The sequence below is a fragment of the Marinomonas foliarum genome (assembly GCF_016906065.1).
Lineage (GTDB): Bacteria > Pseudomonadota > Gammaproteobacteria > Pseudomonadales > Marinomonadaceae > Marinomonas > Marinomonas foliarum.
This window is the reverse complement of sequence record NZ_CP070273.1, coordinates 3,279,074-3,298,631: the sequence shown is the minus strand read 5'-3', so window position 1 is coordinate 3,298,631 and position 19,558 is coordinate 3,279,074. Positions and strand designations below refer to the sequence as shown.

Below are 19,558 nucleotides of genomic sequence, written 5' to 3'. Positions count from 1 at the left end.
ATAAATTAAGTTAAATTAAAACAAAAACTTAATCTAAATCTAAGTTTGTAAAATATGTTTATTTAGGTCTTATTATCATCACGCAATATTCCATCTAGTATCATTGAAAAAATAACACATCTAGATATTTTTTATACATTGTGTAATAAATTTCATTGACAGTGATTTATTTTTATCCCATTGTAAGTACAAAGATCACACAGACCTCTAAAAATAAATTGATGATCTTGGCTCGATCAAAGACTTATGTGCCCTACATACACGAGTTTTTAGAGGCAAAACAGCCGGAGTAAAATAAAAATGATAAACACCACTGTGCAACCCAGCTATCGTCCAGCGCTACTGCGCTTGACGCATGTTGAATCGACTCAAATGCTTACCCTAATTGGTGGAGGTTGCGATGCAAACTCAACTTTCTAACCAGTTAGCGGCTAAAAAGCGCAAGAAGTTCCTTATTACGGGCATTCTAATGGCTGCAGTCGCTGGCGCCATGGCACTCGACACCAAAGTGATCGTTAATGGCTCCATTGAGGACCTTCGCCAACAAGCGTTCTCACCTGACAACTACGCCAAAATCAATTACCCAGACATTAAGCAGTATGTAGAAAGCAACGCGGTCGACGCAACGGTTCTCCTTAACGCTTTACGCGAAGACAAGAAGGCAGCGGGACAAAAATACGGCGTTGGTGGAGGCATTGGCCCAGTGATCCCTGTGACCCTAGAGGGCACTGTTATCGAAGGCCGTTCAGGCATATTCAAAATCAGCATCCCCAACTTCCCAGACAATCAAACAGTACGTGTACAAACTGGCCCAGCCCTAAATGGTACCGACCTACGTGATGCCACTGGGGAAATCAAGTTTGGCAAATTCAAAAACCAAATAGAATACCAAGATGTGGGCGCTGCGATGAACCGTGTGATGAAAGCGGAAATCCTAGACGATTTGGACCGGGATAACTTGGTGGACAAAACCGTAGCCATCACGGGCGTATTTCGCTTAATTAACGCCAAAAATTGGCTGATTACACCAGTAGGGATGGACGTGAAATGAGCCTAGCATACGACAACCTTCCTAAAGTGGATGAAGTGGTACTGGAAGCGCGTAACATCGCCAAGTCTTTCGGAAACACCCATGCCCTTAAAGGCGTTAACTTCGATATACACCGAGGACAAGTCACTACTCTATTCGGTGAAAATGGTGCGGGTAAATCTACCCTGATGAAGATTCTATCAGGGGTGATTACTCCCACTTCAGGTGAAATCGTTTTGGATGGTGAAGCCATTCTCTTTAACAACGCCAATGAAGCGCGAGCCAAAGGCATCTCTATCATTCACCAAGAGCTGAGCCTCGCGCCCAACATGAACGTACGCGACAACATTTTTATGGGGCGGGAGATCATCAAGGGTGGCCAGGTGGATTTTGCTGAAGAAGAACGCCAAGCCCGTGAATTGATGGCCGAGCTGGAAGAAGACATAGATCCGTTGACCCCCCTAGAAGAATTGCGTTTAGGTCAACAACAGATCATTGAGATTGCCCGCGCAATTTCCCAGAAATCACGCATCCTGATCATGGACGAGCCCACCTCTGCTCTTAGTGCGGCTGAAGTAGAAGTCCTGTTTAAAGTAATCCGAGATTTGACTGCCAAGAACGTATCCATTGTTTACATCTCTCACCATTTAGAAGAGGCCCTCACCATTACCGATCACGCTGTGGTGTTGCGTGACGGCACTATGACGGCTTACGCCCCACGCAAAGACATTGACCTAGAATGGATTGTCCGCAACATGGTGGGTGAAAACTTCGACCTAGGTTCGCCACCAACGGGTTATAACTTTGGAGGCACCGCCTTACACGTTCAAAACCTTGTGATTAGAGATACAGGGGGCGGTGATTTCAATGTCGTCGACAACTTATCCATTGATGTAAAAGCCGGTGAAATCGTCTGTATTTACGGCTTGATGGGTGCAGGTCGTTCAGAATTTATGGAGTGTGCTGCGGGCCGTTTAAAAGCCCAAGAAGGACACATTCTATTGGGTGGAGAAGACGTAAATAAACTCTCTATCGCAGAACGCATTCAAGCAGGTTTGGCATTAGTTCCAGAAGATCGCCAAAAAGACGGTTTAGTGCAAACCATGTCTGTAGGGCAAAACCTGTCCCTGGCAAGCATCAGTGAGTTTACTCGCAAGTTGCTGACCTCAAAAGTAGATGAAGACAACCTAGTTGATACGTCCATTAAAGCGGTTACAGTGAAAACCTCTGGTTCAGAAGCAGCCATAGGCTCACTTTCTGGAGGTAACCAACAGAAGGTCGTCATCGGTAAAATGCTAGCAACGGCTCCTAAAGTATTGTTACTAGACGAACCCAGCCGAGGCATCGACATTGGCGCAAAAGCAGAGGTGTTCAAGCTGCTGGCCGAGCGCGCAAAAGATGGCCTAGCAGTAGTCTATTCGACATCTGAAGTAGCGGAGTGCTTGAGTATAGCCCACCGCATCATAGTGATGCACAAAGGCAAAATCTCTGCGGAGTTTGATCACACGGCTTCAAAAGAACAAATTATGGCCGCCTCTGGCGAATCGGTTACCCATTAAGGCAATAAGAAAAACTGGAGTTATACCATGTCTTCAACTGCTCAAAAGCAATCAGTGCAAGGGGTAAGCACCCCACCTAAAAAGATCGATATCGGCCGCTTACTTCTTGAAGGACGCGCATTCTTCGCTTTGATTGCGATCATCATCTTTTTCTCTTTTATGTCGCCGTACTATTTTACGGTTAACAACTTCCTAATCATGTCGTCCCACGTGGCCATTTTTGGTCTATTGGCGCTAGGCATGTTGTTGGTCATTCTAAATGGCGGCATCGACCTCTCCGTTGGCTCAACCCTTGGGCTATGTGGTGTCTTTGCAGGATTCTTGATGCAAGGTGTCAATATCGAATTTCTTGGTATGACCTTTTACCCTTCTCTTTGGGTTGTAGTGGTTTTGACCTGCTTATTGGGTGCAGCTGTGGGCACAGTTAATGGTGTGCTGGTCGCGCACTTCAAAGTCCCAGCATTCGTGGCAACGTTAGGTACCATGTATGTTGCCCGTGGTATCGCCCTACTCATGACCAATGGCCTGACATACAACCAATTAGACGGCAAACCTGAACTTGGCAACACCGGCTTTGAATGGTTGGGCTTCAACCGTTTAGCAGGCATCCCTATCAGTGTCATCGTATTGGTTGTGGTTGCAGTACTGTGTGGCCTGATGATCAGCCGTACCGCCTTCGGTCGCTGGTTGTACGCTTCTGGCGGTAACGAAACAGCGGCGGACCTTTCTGGTGTACCAATCAAGCGTGTAAAAGTGACGGTTTACCTTCTGTCTGGCGTCTGTGCTGCCCTAGCCGGCTTGGTATTGTCTTCACAATTGACCTCTGCTGGCCCAACCGCTGGTACCACCTACGAACTGACCGCCATCGCTGCGGTAGTGATTGGTGGAGCTGCTCTGACCGGTGGTCGTGGTACGGTACGCGGCACCATCTTAGGTGCACTGGTAATTGGTTATCTATCAGACGGTCTTGTCATTATTGGGGTTTCGGCGTACTGGCAAACAGTCTTCACCGGCACCGTTATTGTTTTAGCGGTTTTGCTTAACAGCCTGCAATACGGCTCATCTGGCAAGAGTCGTTAAATGAACCCTGGCGTGGCTTTTGGTGAGCAACAGTCACGCCAAACAAGTCGCCGACCTTCGGCAAACTCATAAAATAATAAATCGGAGTAATACAATGTTTAAAACTACTAAGCGTTTGTTAGTTGCCTCTACTGCTAGTTTGACTCTAATGGCCAGCAGTGCATGGGCTGATGGATTGATCTCGATTATCGTCAACGACCCTTCAAACCCTTACTGGTACACTGAGGGTCAAGTAGCGAAACAAACAGCCGAAGACATGGGCTACGACGCAAACGTTGCCGCGCACAAAGGCGATACAAACACAGAAAGTAAGCTGATCGACACAGCCATTACCAACCGAGCTAAAGCCATCATCCTTGACCCTGCTAACGCAGACGGCTCCATTGGTGCGGTACGTAAAGCGATTGCAGCAAACATCCCTGTTATCATCATCAACGCTGAATTGAACCAAAGTGGCCTTGCGAAAGCGCAGCTTGTATCCAACAACGCACAAGGTGCAGCATTGGGTGCAATGCAATGGGTTGACGCAGTAGGCGATTCAGGTGATTACGTTGAGCTATTCGGCGCACCGAGTGATAACAACGCAGCAACACGCTCTAATGGCTTCGAAACAGTACTAACACAATACCCAGATCTAAATAAAGTGGCTCAAGAAGTTGCTAATTGGGATCGTACACAAGGCTACAACAAAATGCAGTCTATCCTGCAGGCTAACCCAAACATCAAGGGCGTAATCTCTGGTAACGATGAGATGGCTTTAGGTGCTATTGCAGCACTTAAAGAAGCGGGAAAACTTGACCAAGTAAAAGTAGGCGGTTTTGACGGTTCTCCAGACGCCGCTAATGCCATCCTAGACGGCGAAATGGAATACACCGTACTTCAGCCAGTTGCCATCTTTGCTGCTGCAGCGATTCGTCAAGCGGACAGTTTCATCAAAACAGGCAAAACAGGTGTTGATACTGAAAAGCAGTTGTTTGATTGCTACCTAATCACTAAAGACAACATTGCAAACTATACGACCGCCTTCACCTTGTCTGAATACTAAGCAACTAGCTCTTGTTAGGGCACTCTCCAAAATCAAGCTTTAGGGCTACTCATGTAGCCCTTCTTTTTCAACATCGCTTTACCCTTAAACCGCTGTGTCGCCTCTCAGGCACAGAGCCAATTAGGCCATCCATTTTTTGACAGAACCGTTCAGCAAACATGATGCTGCAGGAAAATATTGATGAGTACTTTACAACGAAGAACCCTCGCTAATGCCGTGCGCGCCCTCAGTATGGACGCCGTACAACAAGCCAACTCTGGACACCCGGGCGCCCCAATGGGCATGGCAGACATTGCCGAAGTCCTATGGCGAGATTACTTACAACACAACCCAGCGAACCCTCACTGGCCAAACAGAGACCGCTTTATTCTTTCTAATGGCCATGGTTCCATGTTGCTTTATAGTCTACTGCACTTGTCAGGTTACCCACTCACCACAGAAGACCTTAAACAATTTCGCCAATTACACTCTAAAACCCCCGGTCACCCGGAATATGGCTACACAGAAGGCGTTGAAACAACTACAGGACCATTAGGACAAGGCTTGGCTAATGCGGTAGGCATGGCACTAGCAGAGAAAACCCTTGCATCGCAATTCAACCAACCAGGGTTTGATGTAGTGAACCACTTTACCTACGCCTTTGTTGGAGATGGCTGCTTAATGGAAGGCATCTCCCATGAGGTATGCTCATTAGCGGGCACTCAGGAGCTGGGTAAGCTCATTGTCTTTTATGATGACAATGGCATTTCCATTGATGGGGAAATCGAAGGCTGGTTTACCGATGATACCCCAACCCGTTTCCGCTCATATAATTGGCAAGTAATCAGCAATGTGGATGGCCACGACGCCAAAGCAATCATTGCCGCCATCGAAGAGGCTCGCCGTGATTCCTCCCGACCCACTTTGATTTGTTGTAAGACTACTATCGGTTTTGGCTCTCCTAACAAAGCTGGCAGTCATGATTGCCATGGGGCACCATTAGGCAAGGATGAGATTCAAGCCACCAAGCATGCATTGGACTGGCACCATGGTCCCTTTGAAATACCAGAGGACGTATCCCATGCATGGAATGCCTTCGATAAAGGGCAAACTTTAGAGACGCTTTGGAAGCAATTGTTAGAAGGTTACAAAGCCAAGCACCCTGAATTGGCAGCACAGTTTTTACGCCGTATCGAGGGCTCATTACCAGCAGACTGGGACGAGATTAAGAAAGACATTCTGGCCCAGCAATCGACACTAACGGATGATGTTGCAACCCGTAAATGCTCCCAAAATACCCTGCAGTTACTAGGTGATAAGATACCAGAACTGTTGGGCGGATCAGCTGATTTAGCGCCCTCCAACCTCACCATGTGGAATGGGTCTGAAGCCATTTCTCCTGCTCAACCTGATGGTAACTACATACATTATGGAGTGCGTGAATTCGGCATGACCGCCATTATGAATGGCGTTGCGCTCTACGGCGGCTTTATTCCTTACGGTGGCACCTTCCTTATGTTTATGGAATACGCCCGTAATGCGGTACGCATGTCCGCCTTAATGAACCAACGAGTCATCCATATTTACACCCATGACTCTATTGGACTGGGTGAAGATGGCCCCACTCATCAACCAATAGAGCAAATTACGGCGTTACGCGTAACGCCTAATCTACAAACATGGCGCCCCTGTGATCAATTCGAAACCACTGTGGCTTGGCTAGCTGCTCTTGAGCGAAACGAAGGCCCCAGCGCATTCATCTTGTCACGTCAAAACCTACCCCAACAAAAACGCGATAGCCTACAACAGCAAAACGTTTCTAAAGGAGGTTATATCCTCAAAGCGTGTAAAGGTACGCCAGATGTGATCCTAATCGCTACAGGGTCAGAAGTCGCATTAGCCATGGACAGCGCTACTGATTTAGAGCAACAAGGTTTCAGCGTGCAAGTGGTCTCCATGCCTTGCGCTGAACGATTTGACCAACAGCCAAAATCTTACCGCGACAAAGTACTACCTACTAACATTCGCGCTCGAGTTGCTGTTGAATGCGGACATAGCGATTACTGGTATAAATATGTGGGCATCGACGGCACTGTAATCGGCATTAACCGTTTTGGTGAATCCGCCCCTGCCAGTGAATTGATGACCTTATTCGGCTTCACACAAGAAAAGGTGGTTGAAACTAGCAAACGCATCATTCAGCAAAACGCTCATTAATTCTACCTATTAAATATTACCTAGGTCGTTTGAGTAGGCAATATTCTATTAAGGATATGAAGAGCATCCGTGGGTCATAATCGATGTAAATCAACGTGTTTGGTTGCCCTTAATCTAGCCAAGATCGTTTTAATATTCTGTTGAAGTACATATGTTGAGAAGTAACATTCAAAGGAAAAACGATTGATTTACTTGGCCCACGATATACTCGCCTTTTTTCTGAGGCCACCGAGTGGAAAACGGTTTAGACAATACCTTTCAGAAGATGGTCATCGAAAAGATGTTAAAAAAACACGCCTCAATCGAAGCCTTCGAACTGATAAAACAACAACTAGATAAAGAAAAGGATAAACCAATGAGTAATAAGTTATTTCAATTAAAAGAGTTCACAACGATTGTTGCCGACACGGGTGATATCACAGCGATCAAAGAATACCGTCCAGAAGATGCCACCACTAACCCGTCTTTGATGCTAAAAGCTGCTCAAATTCCTGAATATGCACCATTTATCGATCAAGCAATCGAGTGGGCAAAAGAGAAAAGCGACAACAAAGCACAGCAAATCATTGATGCTGGCGATAAACTAGCGGTAATTGTAGGAACTGAAATCCTTAAATACGTACCAGGCCGAATTTCTACTGAAGTAGATGCTCGTTTGTCATATGACAAAGAAGCCACCGTTGAGAAAGCACGTCGCATTATTAAGCTATATGAAGACGCTGGCATCTCTAAAGATCGAGTCTTGATCAAAGCTGCGTCTACTTGGGAAGGCATCAAGGCCGCAGAAGAGCTAGAGAAAGAAGGTATCAATTGTAACCTAACATTGCTGTTCTCTTTTGCTCAGGCACAAGCCTGTGCTGAAGCCGGCGTTTACCTTATCTCTCCGTTCGTTGGCCGTATCCTAGACTGGTACAAGAAGTCTATCGGCGAAGACTACACTTCGGAAACGGACCCAGGAGTAGTGTCTGTTGCAGAAATCTACGATTACTACAAAAAACATGGTTACAAGACTATCGTCATGGGTGCCAGCTTCCGCAACATCGGAGAGATCGAGCAACTTTCTGGTTGTGACCGTCTAACCATCAGTCCTGCTCTGCTAGAAGAGCTGAAAAAAGACGACGGCAAGCTTGAGCGCAAACTGGTTCCAACAACAGACGTTACACCGGCAGGTGCAGCAATCACCGAAGAGGCCTTCCGTTGGGCGCTAAACGAAGATGCGATGGCAACAGAGAAGCTAGCGGAAGGCATCCGTAACTTCGCTGTCGACCAGCGCAAATTGGAAGCATTGCTTGAAACAAAACTTTAGGGAATATAACTAATTTTGTTAATTTAGAGTAGGGCAGACGCATTCTCCTCGCCCTTCTGGACTTCATAAAACACCTTTTTTAACTAGATTTTAACGTTAATAGGTGTTTAAGGAAGTCCAGAATTCATAAAATAATTTGCTCGAGACCACCACTCTATTTACGCTCAATTTTTCCTTATAGCGACTTCCATTTACTAACTCTTCACAACGCCTATGATGTGATTACCAACATCATTCAGATTAAACTTTGATTTGATTAACCACACTATTCACATTAAAGTGTGAGTAGATTAATCATGTTATTCAAATTATAGGGTGTGTTATGTGGATATGGCAGCAAGAAAATTGGCCTAACTTTACATGGGATAAAAACGTTATAGAGCCCATGTTAAGAGAAGCGCGTCTTAACCAAGGGGTTCTATTGGGTAAAATGGCCAGTCAATCCCATGATAAAAAGCAAAGTATGCTGGATACACTTTTGGCCAACATCGTGAACTCAAGCGCCATTGAAGGTGAAAAACTGAATGCCTTTTCAGTACGCTCTTCACTAGCTAACAAACTCGGTTTAACAGAAGAAAACACGTATCCTACTACTGAGCAAACCGATGGGATCGCTGAGATAATGATCGATGCCATTGAGAACCTTGATTCAACATTAAGTCTAAAGAGAATTCTAAATTGGCATGAAAAACTATTTCCTAAAGGCTATGCCATGCTCAGCCCTATCATGGGTGGCCAATTACGAGGAAGTGAACCCATGCAGGTGGTTTCTGGCCGTATTGATCGACCTACCATTCACTTTGAAGCCCCTCCACGAGAAGTGCTTAATACAGAATTAGAGCATTTTATCCGATGGTTTAATGACTCAAAAAAAGACACTTCACTAGATCCATTACTAAGAGCCGCCATCACTCATATTTGGTTTGTCACTATACACCCACTAGATGATGGAAACGGTCGTATAACTCGATTGCTTACAGACCTAGCATTAGCTCAAGCTGAGAGCCAATCGGTTCGATTTTACGCAATGTCAGTGAGCATATTGGCAAAGCGTAAAAGCTACTATGAAATACTTGAACAGACGCAAAAGGGAAGCGTAAACATCACAGCATGGTTAGAGTGGTTTCTGACTACGCTAAACGAAACCTTTAATGACGTGCTAAGAGAAATAGATCAGACCATTTTGAAATCAAACTACTGGCGAAAAATCGACCAAACAAAGCTAACGTCGGAGCAGGTCAAAGTCTTAAATCGTATGCTCGATGGAGATTTTGAACAAGGTATTAACACGACTCAGTATCATAGAGTTGCCAAAGTCAGTAAGCCGACAGCGACGCGCCATTTAGCGACTTTAGTTGAACAAGGTTGTTTGGTTCGATCTGAATCTGGCGGACGCAGTACTCGGTATTTGCTCGCTCAGTAAAAACTGAGCTTATGGCTGTCTTTTCTATAGCTTTTTCATTAGCATCTTCATCAACTGATTGCTAATGATAAAAAATCACACAAGTCGAAAAAATAGAGGATATTTAATGGCCTCCTATTGAACATCACTAAATAATCAACCTAAGCCAATAAGCTCAAAGTGATAAGCCATTTTCATTTAAAATAGGGATTTCAGAAAAAATCTCTGAAATAAAATCCATAAATACAACCGCTCGCCTAGGGAACATGCGAATAAGTCCCTCTCATGAGACAATCTCTTTTTTAGTCTTCGAGCCTCAACCATGTCACACCAACTCACTTTTGCCGACAGCGAGTTCAACAACAAACGCCGTAAAACACGTAAGGAAATTTTCCTTTCTCGCATGAATGAGTTGATGCCTTGGGATCAACTTGAAGCGGTTATTGAGCCGTTCTATCCTAAACCAGGGAACGGTAGAAGACCTTATCCGCTATCAACCATGTTCCGCATTCACTGCATGCAACATTGGTACAACATGAGTGATCCAGCGATGGAGGATGCCTTGTATGAGATCACATCCATGCGCTTATTTGCTGACTTATCGTTAGATAACCCAATTCCTGATCACACCACCATCATGAATTTCAGACACTTATTAGAGAAACACAAACTCTCGCGCCAGCTTTTTAAAGAAGTGAACAGATGGCTGTCTGATGCAGGCATTTACCTCAAAGAAGGCACCATTGTGGATGCGACTATTATTGAAGCGGCCAGCTCAACGAAAAACAAAGCTAAAGAAAGAGACCCTGAAATGCACCAAACTCAAAAAGGTAAGCAGTGGTTCTTTGGCTGTGCGACCTGAAAGTTGCAAGTATTTCTGTTTCGCAGGGTATGTCTACCTGACGAAACCGGTTGTTTCACCAACCGTTTCCTACTCGGACGTGCGGAGCTGGTAACAGCACCGTGCGAAGCTTCGGGGACAATGTAACCACCGATTTTTATCGGTCAGTCGAACCGTGAGAGAAGACTGAATCTGCCAGCATTAAGGCGGAGTGGTGCTAGGAATGAGCGGCTACGGCCAACAGATGTGAATCTCTTATAAACGTCGTTAAACCAGACAAGCCAAAGATGCTGATAGGCTTGAACCAAAAGGTGTGTGGCCAGGTATGGGTTCTGACCAATAACCCATCGTGAATGATGCGCCACCGGCGAAATGGGGAGGTCCGCTCCGCTCTGAAATACATGCGGAACAGGGTAAGTCCGTAGTACTGCCATAGTTGGCAGATGAACCGTGAGGAACATTGTTGGTACTGCGGATAAAGGAATGTGGAAAAAGCGAATGCCTCTCTGTAATCGAGAGAATACGGGTTGAAACATCACTCGGCGCGAAAGCGAGCAGACTTCCACGAGGTCTTTCATAGCGAGATAACTTGAAAAATTGTTTAACGGAGGAAAGCAGATGACAGCATCGGCAATCAGCGCGAAGACGCCGGTCTCAGGTGTGGGTGCACCTTCGCACGCAGAATTGATATGGCTCTGGGCAGACTGGTGTCATATCGAGAAAGACGTGAGGCGACTCCAAGTGCGTATCGCTAAAGCAACACAGGAAGGTAGATGGGGCAAAGTGAAAGCCTTGCAGCGCCTACTAACCCGCTCCTTTTACAGCAAAATGCTTGCTGTAAAACGGGTGACGGAAAATCGAGGTAAAAGAACACCGGGGATCGACGGCAAGATATGGTCGACTCCGGCCGCCAAATCAAAGGGAGCACTCACGTTAAAGCATCGCGGCTATCAACCGCAACCGCTAAGACGTATCTACATACCCAAGAGCAATGGAAAGAAGCGTCCTCTTGGGATACCGACAATGCGAGACAGAGCGATGCAATCCTTATGGAAATTAGCGCTGGAACCTGTTGCAGAGACCCAAGCAGACCCGAACTCCTATGGTTTTAGGCCCGAGCGTTCAACGGCAGACGCCATCGCACATTGTTTCAATGCACTCGCAAAGCGAACATCCGCTACGTGGGTGCTGGAGGGCGACATTCGCGGCTGTTTCGACAACATCAGTCACGATTGGCTGCTCAGAAACATCACCATGGATAAAGTCGTGCTGCGTAAATGGCTTGAAGCAGGGTATGTAGAGAAAGGAACCTTATTCGCTACCGAGGCCGGTACGCCGCAAGGCGGAATCATCTCCCCGGTATTGGCGAATTTGACGTTGGATGGACTAGAACAGGCAGTCAATATAAGCGTGTCTCCAAAAGATACACCACGACGCCCGTTTAAAATCCACGTCGTGAGATATGCGGATGACTTCATCGTGACAGGGGCTTCGAAAGAGGTCTTGCAGCATCAAGTTCGCCCGGCAATCGAGGTGTTCTTGAAGGCGCGGGGCCTGGAGCTTTCAGACGAAAAGACTAGGATCACGCATATCGCACAAGGTTTCGATTTTCTGGGCCAAAATATACGTAAGTATTCGGGCAAGCTACTGATTACCCCTGCCCGTAAAAGCGTGAAGGCGCTTTTAGATAAGGTCCGGAAAATAGTGAATGGAAACAAGTCGGCAACACAGGCGAATCTGATTCTGAATATCAATCCGGTCATCCGAGGTTGGGCGATGTATCACCGCCATATTGTGTCTAAGGCTCGTTTTACATGGATTGACCATCAAATTTGGCGAATTCTGTGGCGATGAGCAGTGCGTAGGCACGCCATGAAAAGTGCGAAATGGGTAAAGAAAAAAATACTTCCATGTTGAAGGGCCAAGACACTGGGTGTTTGCGTCTGATGATCGGATTAATGGCATAAGCCAACGGTTGCGGCTGTTTTCAGCATCGACCGTTCTGATCGTAAGGCACATTAAAATACGTAGTGCAGTGAATCCCTATAATCCGACATGGAACGCTTATTTGGAGCGCCGCCATCGATCGATTTTCCCGTTGTGAGGCTCGTTCATATTAAGGCTGTTGAGAGGCTTGAGCCGTATGAGGGGTGACTCTCAAGTACGGTTCTTAGGGGAGGATGGTGTGGTAACACACTGTCCTTACCCGACTAAAAGCTCATATCGGCGTTGATGCTAGAACAGGGCTAACTCACAGTCTAAGCACAACGGCAGTTAACGTACACGACATCACAGAAACAGAACATCTGCTTCATGGTGAAGAATGCTTTATCTCGGCGGATTCAGGTTGTCGAGGCGCTCAAAAAAGAGAAGAGCTAACAGACATCAAAGCGGATTGGTTGATTGCTGAAATGACAAGCAAGGTGCGCCCTCTCAAGAAACATCCAAGAATAAATATGCAACCTATCCGAACGAAATACATAAAAGCCAGTATCAAAGCAAAAGTAGAGCACCCGTTTCGGGTCATCAAGCGTCAGTTTGGTTTTAGGAAAATCATCTATCGCGGCTTAGAGAAAAATGATAACAAACTGGCGATGCTGTCTGCCTTAGCTAATGTGTTTAGAATTAACCAGATGATACGAGCTGCAAAGGCTATAATAAGGCTGAATGAGCTTATTAAAGAGCTAAAAGTACTGTAATGGGTGATATTTTGTGATTTTTTAACCGAGTTAGAAGCTCTCACATCTGTGCGACTTCTTAATCGCAGTTTCCCTAGCGAAGAGTGACAGTAGGCTGGCAATGTTATTTGACTTTATAGTCAACCGAATGATACGAACCGCAAGGGGATCCGTTTTGGAGCACCTAAACAAGGTTAAATAACCTTGTTTAGGTGGGAAAGGTACTGAAATAGATGGTAATTTGTGTTTTTAACTAAAAAATCTATCTTATTACTTTGAGAATACTAAGCTAACATTGCTACCACCAAAACCAAAACTATTACTCATGATTGTTTTAGGTGAGACATCTAAAACTGAAGTCAGTAGGGGTCTTCCTGCAATTTTAGGGTCAATCTGAAAAACATTACTAGAACTGGCCATAAACCCCTCTTTCATCATAATAAGAGAATATATTGCTTCATGAACCCCCGCTGCACCCAATGAATGACCACTTAATGATTTTGTAGAACTGAAATACGGAAGTTTATTTTTGAAGACTTCGCTAATAGAGTCTAGTTCTAATAAGTCACCAACCGGTGTACTTGTACCGTGAGTATTTACATAGTCTATTTCGGTTTTTACAGTTTCCATGGCTAGTTTCATTGAGCGTTGAGCACCCTCTCCTGATGGTGCTACCATACTGTAACCATCTGATGATGCGCCATAGCCAATCACTTCGCCGTATATTTTTGCCCCTCTAGCAAGTGCGTGTTCCATTTCCTCAAGAATCAATACACCCGCCCCCTCCGCAATTACAAATCCATCTCTGTCTTGATCGTAAGGTCTGCTAGCTGTTTCAGGTGAATTGTTGAACTTACTGGATAACGCACCCATTGCATCAAATAGGCAAGTCTGGCTCCAGTGTAGTGAATCAGCACCACCAGCAAAAACTACATCCTGTTTTCCAAACTGGATTAATTCCATTCCATAGCCAATACAGTGTGCGCTGGTTGCACAGGCAGAAGTCATACTAACACTGATGCCCTTTATACCAAAAGATGTTGATAAGCAGGCTGATGTTGAACTGCCCATTGTTGCAGTGACCCTGTAGGGGCCGACTTTTTTGACTCCTTTTGTACGCAACAATTCAGCGGCTTCAATGATGTCCTTAGTTGATGCCCCGCCAGAACCAAATATTAATCCAGTACGACTGCTACTTAGTAGCTCTTTAGGAAATTCCGAGGAAGCAAGGGCTTCCTGCATTGCTACATAGCCATAAGCAGCAGAGTCACCCATGAATCGCTTCATTTTTTTGGGGATACTATTGACTTTATCAAGAGATTTTAAGTTTCCACAGACATGGCTTCGTAGTCCAAGTTGCTCATATTCAGGATTGAAGGTAATGCCAGATTTCTCTAAACGAAGAGACTCTGTTACTTCTTCAACATTGTCTCCTATACTTGAAACAATCCCCATACCAGTAACAACAACTCTTCGCATAAAACACACCTGTTAATTTTTTGTGTAGTGGCTAGGATTTAGATAATGCACAGTAAACTCTTTCCACATTGACTACTTACTAATACTTAGTATAAATTGAGTGATTGATAGGGTCTAATCATTTAAAAACATTGATTGATGTGATTTTGGAATTAATATGAAATTTGAGATTCGGCATTTGAAAGCTTTTTTAGCACTTGCAGAGTGCTTGCACTTTAACAAAGCTGCACAGAAAAGCTTTATTACACAGCCAGCTTTAAGTCGTTTAATTAGGAATTTAGAAGATGAGCTAAAAGCCGAGCTTTTCATTAGAACTACAAGAAATGTACGACTTACTGAAGCAGGTAAAATTTTTTTGGAACAAGTTGAGCTGTCTTTAAAGACCCTTGAAAAAGGAGTTCATCTAGTAAACAGAGTATCATCAGGAGATATAGGTCATTTAGTTTTAGGATATAATGATTTTTCAATTAACTTAGATTTGCCCAGAGTCTTAGAAAACTTTAAAGAAAGATTTCCATATATTGACATTGAACTGAACTATATGCCCACACACAAGCAAATTGATGCGATAAAAGACTGTTCTATAGATATTGGTTTCATAATGGATTTTCAGGGAAATGAATATCGTAAAGATTCTTTATTGTTATCTGAAGAGACGATTTCTGTTGTTGTTCCAAAAAAGCATTTTTTAGCAAATAGGAAATCTATTCAGTTAAAGGAGCTTAAGGATGAAGCGTTTATTATGGGCTCAGAAAGTGACTGGAAAGCATTCCGAGAACAAATTTTCATTTTATGTGAAGGGGCAGGATTTTATCCAAAAATTGTACAAGAGGCCACAACTAGTAGTGGTATCTTAGGGTTGATTTCAGCAGGAATGGGGATTTCTCTTTATGTACATAAACTTGCTGACAGAATGAGAAATGATCTTGTCTCTATCCCATTGGAAGATCATCATAATAAGATATATATTCGAGCTATTTGGAACAAAAATTATGACAACAGTAGTTGCTTTCGCTTTAGAGAGGTAATAATGGAACGACAATTTGTCCCTGTATCCGACCCTCATAAGGACTCTTGACTAATAATAAGCAGACACGCAAGCTTCCATTGCTATCTCTGCATCTTGAGACACTTTTTTCCTAATTTGATCGACCCATCCAGCACAAGAGTATCTTCTAGACCAGCAGCATTTACTCTGACTATCAACACCAACGCGAGTAATAGCAATCAGTCAAACATTTTTAAATAAAATGTTTTTAACTCTATTTAGAGTAGTGCATCGAAGGTGAGGATGAGTCTATCCCATTGCTTACTGTTAAGCCTGAGAAAACATATGGTGAGCCGCGTTTTCATATTCCGGAGCAGGCTTGTCAAACATTGACTTCATTGCATACAATAAATGCTCTATAGCAAGGTCGCTCATGTCATACCGATGCTATATGCAATAAGTGCGACACATAGTATGTAGACAGCGAATTCTGCCTACTTTCCTTGTACTCTTAAATTAATTTTATAAAAAAGACTTAACTTTACTTTTTGAAAGAAAAAAATTAAGTCTTTTAATTAAATAAAGGCTAAAAATTACTTTTTTAACTCTTTATATTATTGATATTTATAAGTAAATTTTAGTATTGGATTTTTAAGACTGCTTTATTTCTTCACCTTCAATAATCCAGTCTTTACCTATAGATGTCGCTAAATATAAATCATCGCAGTTGTCTCTTGTTTCTGGTTGATCATAAATTTTCATAACAATAAATTTCATAGAGAAAAAGTAAATTATCAGACCTAAGGGAAAACCAATAACAAACGAATACTGAACGAAATAACTTGCTATACCACCGGAAATGATCCAAGAAATCAATCCGGCCAAGTTAAAACCATTAAAGTAACGATATTGGCCATGCACTTTGAACAACTCTGGAACATTTATTTTTCTATTTCGAATAAGATAATAATCAGCAACCATGATGCCACCTATTGACGATAAAAATGCACCATAATAAAACAAAAAAGTAAATAGATTATTAAGTAACTCCCATGGCATACATAGAGTTCCGACTATGCCCGCCAGGCAAACAGCTACCTTATAATTTAATACTTTCGGTGCTACATTAATAAAAATCATTGCAGCTGGTATTAAGTTTGCGGAGTTATTGGTTGACCATTGAGCAAGAACAACCAATAACAACAATATAACCATTGATATTCCTTCACCCTGCCCTTGAATAACATTAACTGGGTTCCAATCGCCAGTAGCAATAAATGAAACAGCTCCAATCATAGCGACCCAAGCCTGGGTTAAAGGTAAGGCTAAAAGCTGAGCTAAAAGGACTGATTTATTCCTCTTAAAAAACTTTTTAGTCCCAGTTCGTGTTTTAACAAAACGCGTTAGGTTGGGAACATCTATTGCCATAGTTGACCAAAATCCCATATTTGCTATGAATAATGTGATCAAGCTAATTTCGCTCATGCCTTGAAAAGTCCAGATATTAATACCGTTCATATCTGCTACACCTTCTAGCGTGTAGTACATCCAGACAGAAATAGCTAATATGGCTGGAGCAGCAATGGCTGCGACACGTTCTACTGCTTTTATTCCTAAAGCGGTATTAACAAGTTGTAGCAGTGCAAACAAAGCGTACCAGACTATCCAATTATTAAAGCCTGTTAAATATTCAACAATACCATTTAAAGCAAGTGCTCCTAAATAAGTCTGGATACCAAACCACATAGTGGCAACCAATGCTCTAGAGATCGCTGGAAAATGAGTCCCAACAGTCCCAAATGGCGCTCTTAAATATACAGCAAAGGAAAGGCCATGCTCTGTACCAATATCAGCTGTCAACGTCATAAACACAGCAAGTCCAACGTTGGCAAAAAAGATAGTCAATACAACTGTCATTAACGACAAACCTTGAACACCATTTGCGCCAAGCTGAAATGTTGCAATCATTACAGCGATTCCAACCCAAATCCAGCAGTAGCCTAAAACACCTATTGTTCTTTTCGATTGAGTTATTGGTGCTAACGACTCTTCAAAAAGTGGATTATTTTCCAAATTTTGGACACGAGTATCTGATCCCATTAGAATTCTCCTATGGAAATACAATGCAAAAAAATAAAGAAGGAAGGCTCGGGTTTAACTCGAGCCCATTTTCATAAGAAGATTATTGAGTTGTTAACTGAGCCCTTAGAGTTAGTGTTGCTTCAAGGTCTAGCGAGTGATCAGGGGTTATAACGACACCATAAGTCTCAAAAGCATGCTTAATGGAAATAAATTCATCTAATACATCTTCAAAAACTTGCTCTGGTTTGCGCTTTAATGGATCTCCATAGCCCCCACCACAAGGAGAGTAGTAAGTCATACCTTGGTTTGCAGATAGTTTTAAGCTTGATACTTTTGATGGAATTGCCGTTGCTTCTGTATCAGAACCGTAGTGATAAACTTCTGCCTTACCAGTAACCCCTTCTGTTCCACCTAAAACCCCCCAAGGCGTATCAAAATGACGTTCACTCTCATGAGTAAGTGTGCCTTCGGATAGTAATCGTTGAGACTTAACAACACCAATTCCTCCTCTATGCAGTCCAGCTCCAGGCATAACATCATCACGTAATTCATATCGATCACATATAACTGGTAAATTCATACCTAGGTCTTCGATTGGATTATTACGAGTATTTGCCATCAAATTATCTATTGAGTCTGGGCCATCTGAAAATGGTCGACCACCATAAGCTCCTTCATTTACCTCGAGGAACACCCAATAATCACCATTAGGCTTAAGTCCTGAGTACGCAGCGAATGAGATACTTGCAGAATTACCAGCGGTCACTTTTTCAGGAATTACAGGGGCCAATGCTTTAATAATTAAGTCGATTACCCTATTACACTGTGTAAAGCGGGCTTCAGCAGCGGCTGGAAAAGTGGGGTTAAAAATAGAGCCTTTTGGTGCGATTACATTAATAGGTTTAAATGACCCTTCATTTGGTGGCATTTTATATTCAGCAGTGTAAGTATCCATGAGTATAGCTCTAAAAGCGCAGTAGCATGCCGGTTTAGTAGAGCCTTCAAAAGGTACATTAAATGCAGTTTCTACTTGATCAGCTGATCCAGTGAGATCTACTTCAATACTGTCACCTTTTACACGAACACAAACTTTAATCGGTAAACGTACTTCACGATTTTTGCCATCATCATCCAAAAATCCATCTGCAAAGTACTCGCCGTCTGGTATTTCAGAAATTCGCTTTCGCATAACTCCTTCTGTGTAAGAAATTAATTCAGCAGCTGAGTCTAATACGGTGTCTTGACCATAACGATCTAGCAGTTCAGTAAATCGTTTAACCCCTAATCTTGCAGATGCAATTTGAGCATCAATATCATCTTTTAACTGCTTAGAAACTCGACTATTGTGTGAAATGAACTGCCAAATGCCTTCATTACGGACACCTGCATCGAAAAGTTTAATGCCGGCAAATAGCATTCCTTCGGCAAACACGTCTGGGATATCTATAATTAAACCTGGGGTTGCTGCACCAATATCAACATGATGTGCTGTATTTGCAGAAAATCCTACAAGTACTCCCTTATAAAAAATAGGAATTACTATACATAAATCTGGACTATGACTTGCACCAAAGTATGGGTGATTATGAATCACCACATCGCCTTCATTCCAAACTCCGCCTTGAAGTGTTTCGTCAATTCCCCTCAAATAACCTGGAATTGAACCTATATGAAGAGGAGAACCCTCGGACTCAGTCAAGGTATTAAACTGAGTATCAAAAAGCCCTGCACCGATATCTTGAGATTCTCTAATAATAGAAGAGAAAGACATTCTGTAAAGTACATGCGCCATTTCATCTGCGATTGTATTAAGTGCACCACTTATGACTTGTAGTGTAATTGGATCTATATTTTTAACGGTCATATTAATTA

The 19,558-nt window shown here is 43.3% G+C and carries 12 protein-coding genes and 2 pseudogenes; 11 read left to right on the top strand and 3 right to left on the bottom strand.

Annotation, left to right across the window (positions count from 1 at the left end; translation table 11 throughout):
* Positions 1-400 precede the first annotated feature (400 nt).
* From JSY38_RS15305 to JSY38_RS15260, 10 genes and pseudogenes are all read left to right on the top strand, one after another.
* Complete coding sequence (locus JSY38_RS15305) at positions 401-1,051, top strand: DUF2291 domain-containing protein (protein ID WP_205113975.1); 651 nt, start codon at positions 401-403, stop codon at positions 1,049-1,051.
* Positions 1,048-2,589 (top strand): sugar ABC transporter ATP-binding protein, encoded by a 1,542-nt coding sequence (locus tag JSY38_RS15300; RefSeq protein ID WP_205113973.1) that lies wholly within the window; start codon positions 1,048-1,050, stop codon positions 2,587-2,589. Before JSY38_RS15305 ends, JSY38_RS15300 begins: the two co-directional genes overlap by 4 nt.
* 27 nt (positions 2,590-2,616) lie before the next feature.
* Entirely contained in the window at positions 2,617-3,669 is a 1,053-nt protein-coding gene (locus JSY38_RS15295; protein WP_205113971.1) for an ABC transporter permease, read from the top strand.
* 94 nt (positions 3,670-3,763) lie between these two features.
* Complete coding sequence (locus tag JSY38_RS15290) at positions 3,764-4,714, top strand: D-ribose ABC transporter substrate-binding protein (RefSeq protein WP_205113969.1); 951 nt, start codon at positions 3,764-3,766, stop codon at positions 4,712-4,714.
* A gap of 180 nt (positions 4,715-4,894) precedes the next feature.
* Positions 4,895-6,910, top strand: a complete 2,016-nt coding sequence (tkt, locus tag JSY38_RS15285; RefSeq protein WP_205113967.1) for a transketolase — start codon at positions 4,895-4,897, stop codon at positions 6,908-6,910.
* A gap of 355 nt (positions 6,911-7,265) precedes the next feature.
* Entirely contained in the window at positions 7,266-8,216 is a 951-nt protein-coding gene (gene tal / locus JSY38_RS15280) for a transaldolase (protein WP_205113965.1), read from the top strand.
* A gap of 322 nt (positions 8,217-8,538) precedes the next feature.
* The gene (locus tag JSY38_RS15275) at positions 8,539-9,639 is read left to right on the top strand and encodes a Fic family protein (RefSeq protein ID WP_205113963.1); all 1,101 of its coding nucleotides are present in this window, start codon (positions 8,539-8,541) and stop codon (positions 9,637-9,639) included.
* A 301-nt stretch (positions 9,640-9,940) separates the two neighbouring features.
* Positions 9,941-10,468, top strand: a pseudogene (locus JSY38_RS15270) (IS5 family transposase); the annotation flags it as partial.
* A gap of 609 nt (positions 10,469-11,077) precedes the next feature.
* Complete coding sequence (ltrA, locus tag JSY38_RS15265; RefSeq protein ID WP_239543993.1) at positions 11,078-12,313, top strand: group II intron reverse transcriptase/maturase; 1,236 nt, start codon at positions 11,078-11,080, stop codon at positions 12,311-12,313.
* A 356-nt stretch (positions 12,314-12,669) separates the two neighbouring features.
* Positions 12,670-13,158: pseudogene (locus tag JSY38_RS15260) on the top strand (transposase); the annotation flags it as partial.
* Between the two features lie 249 nt (positions 13,159-13,407).
* Here the strand turns inward: JSY38_RS15260 and JSY38_RS15255 are convergent.
* A complete protein-coding gene (locus JSY38_RS15255) occupies positions 13,408-14,616 on the bottom strand; it encodes a beta-ketoacyl synthase N-terminal-like domain-containing protein (RefSeq protein ID WP_205113961.1) in 1,209 nt (402 codons plus the stop codon).
* Positions 14,617-14,773: 157 nt separating this feature from the next.
* Here JSY38_RS15255 and JSY38_RS15250 point away from each other — a divergent pair, with 157 nt between their 5' ends.
* Positions 14,774-15,694, top strand: a complete 921-nt coding sequence (locus tag JSY38_RS15250; protein ID WP_205113959.1) for a LysR family transcriptional regulator — start codon at positions 14,774-14,776, stop codon at positions 15,692-15,694.
* 561 nt (positions 15,695-16,255) lie between these two features.
* Here the strand turns inward: JSY38_RS15250 and JSY38_RS15245 are convergent.
* Positions 16,256-17,704: an NCS1 family transporter gene (locus JSY38_RS15245; protein WP_205113957.1), complete on the bottom strand. Its 1,449-nt coding sequence runs from the start codon at positions 17,702-17,704 to the stop codon at positions 16,256-16,258.
* Between the two features lie 82 nt (positions 17,705-17,786).
* Positions 17,787-19,550 carry a hydantoinase B/oxoprolinase family protein gene (locus tag JSY38_RS15240; RefSeq protein WP_205113955.1) on the bottom strand — a complete coding sequence of 588 codons (1,764 nt, stop codon included), beginning with the start codon at positions 19,548-19,550 and terminating at the stop codon, positions 17,787-17,789.
* Between the last annotated feature and the right edge of the window lie 8 nt (positions 19,551-19,558).

Bases quoted from the DNA above. Each gene is read 5' to 3' on its own strand.
- JSY38_RS15240 (WP_205113955.1), bottom strand. From the start codon at position 19,550: ATGACCGTTAAAAATATAGATCCAATTACACTACAAGTCATAAGTGGT.
- JSY38_RS15255 (WP_205113961.1), bottom strand. From the start codon at position 14,616: ATGCGAAGAGTTGTTGTTACTGGTATGGGGATTGTTTCAAGTATAGGA.
- JSY38_RS15290 (WP_205113969.1), top strand. From the start codon at position 3,764: ATGTTTAAAACTACTAAGCGTTTGTTAGTTGCCTCTACTGCTAGTTTG.
- JSY38_RS15250 (WP_205113959.1), top strand. From the start codon at position 14,774: ATGAAATTTGAGATTCGGCATTTGAAAGCTTTTTTAGCACTTGCAGAG.
- tal (WP_205113965.1), top strand. From the start codon at position 7,266: ATGAGTAATAAGTTATTTCAATTAAAAGAGTTCACAACGATTGTTGCC.
- ltrA (WP_239543993.1), top strand. From the start codon at position 11,078: ATGACAGCATCGGCAATCAGCGCGAAGACGCCGGTCTCAGGTGTGGGT.
- JSY38_RS15275 (WP_205113963.1), top strand. From the start codon at position 8,539: ATGTGGATATGGCAGCAAGAAAATTGGCCTAACTTTACATGGGATAAA.
- JSY38_RS15305 (WP_205113975.1), top strand. From the start codon at position 401: ATGCAAACTCAACTTTCTAACCAGTTAGCGGCTAAAAAGCGCAAGAAG.
- JSY38_RS15300 (WP_205113973.1), top strand. From the start codon at position 1,048: ATGAGCCTAGCATACGACAACCTTCCTAAAGTGGATGAAGTGGTACTG.
- tkt (WP_205113967.1), top strand. From the start codon at position 4,895: ATGAGTACTTTACAACGAAGAACCCTCGCTAATGCCGTGCGCGCCCTC.
- JSY38_RS15295 (WP_205113971.1), top strand. From the start codon at position 2,617: ATGTCTTCAACTGCTCAAAAGCAATCAGTGCAAGGGGTAAGCACCCCA.
- JSY38_RS15245 (WP_205113957.1), bottom strand. From the start codon at position 17,704: ATGGGATCAGATACTCGTGTCCAAAATTTGGAAAATAATCCACTTTTT.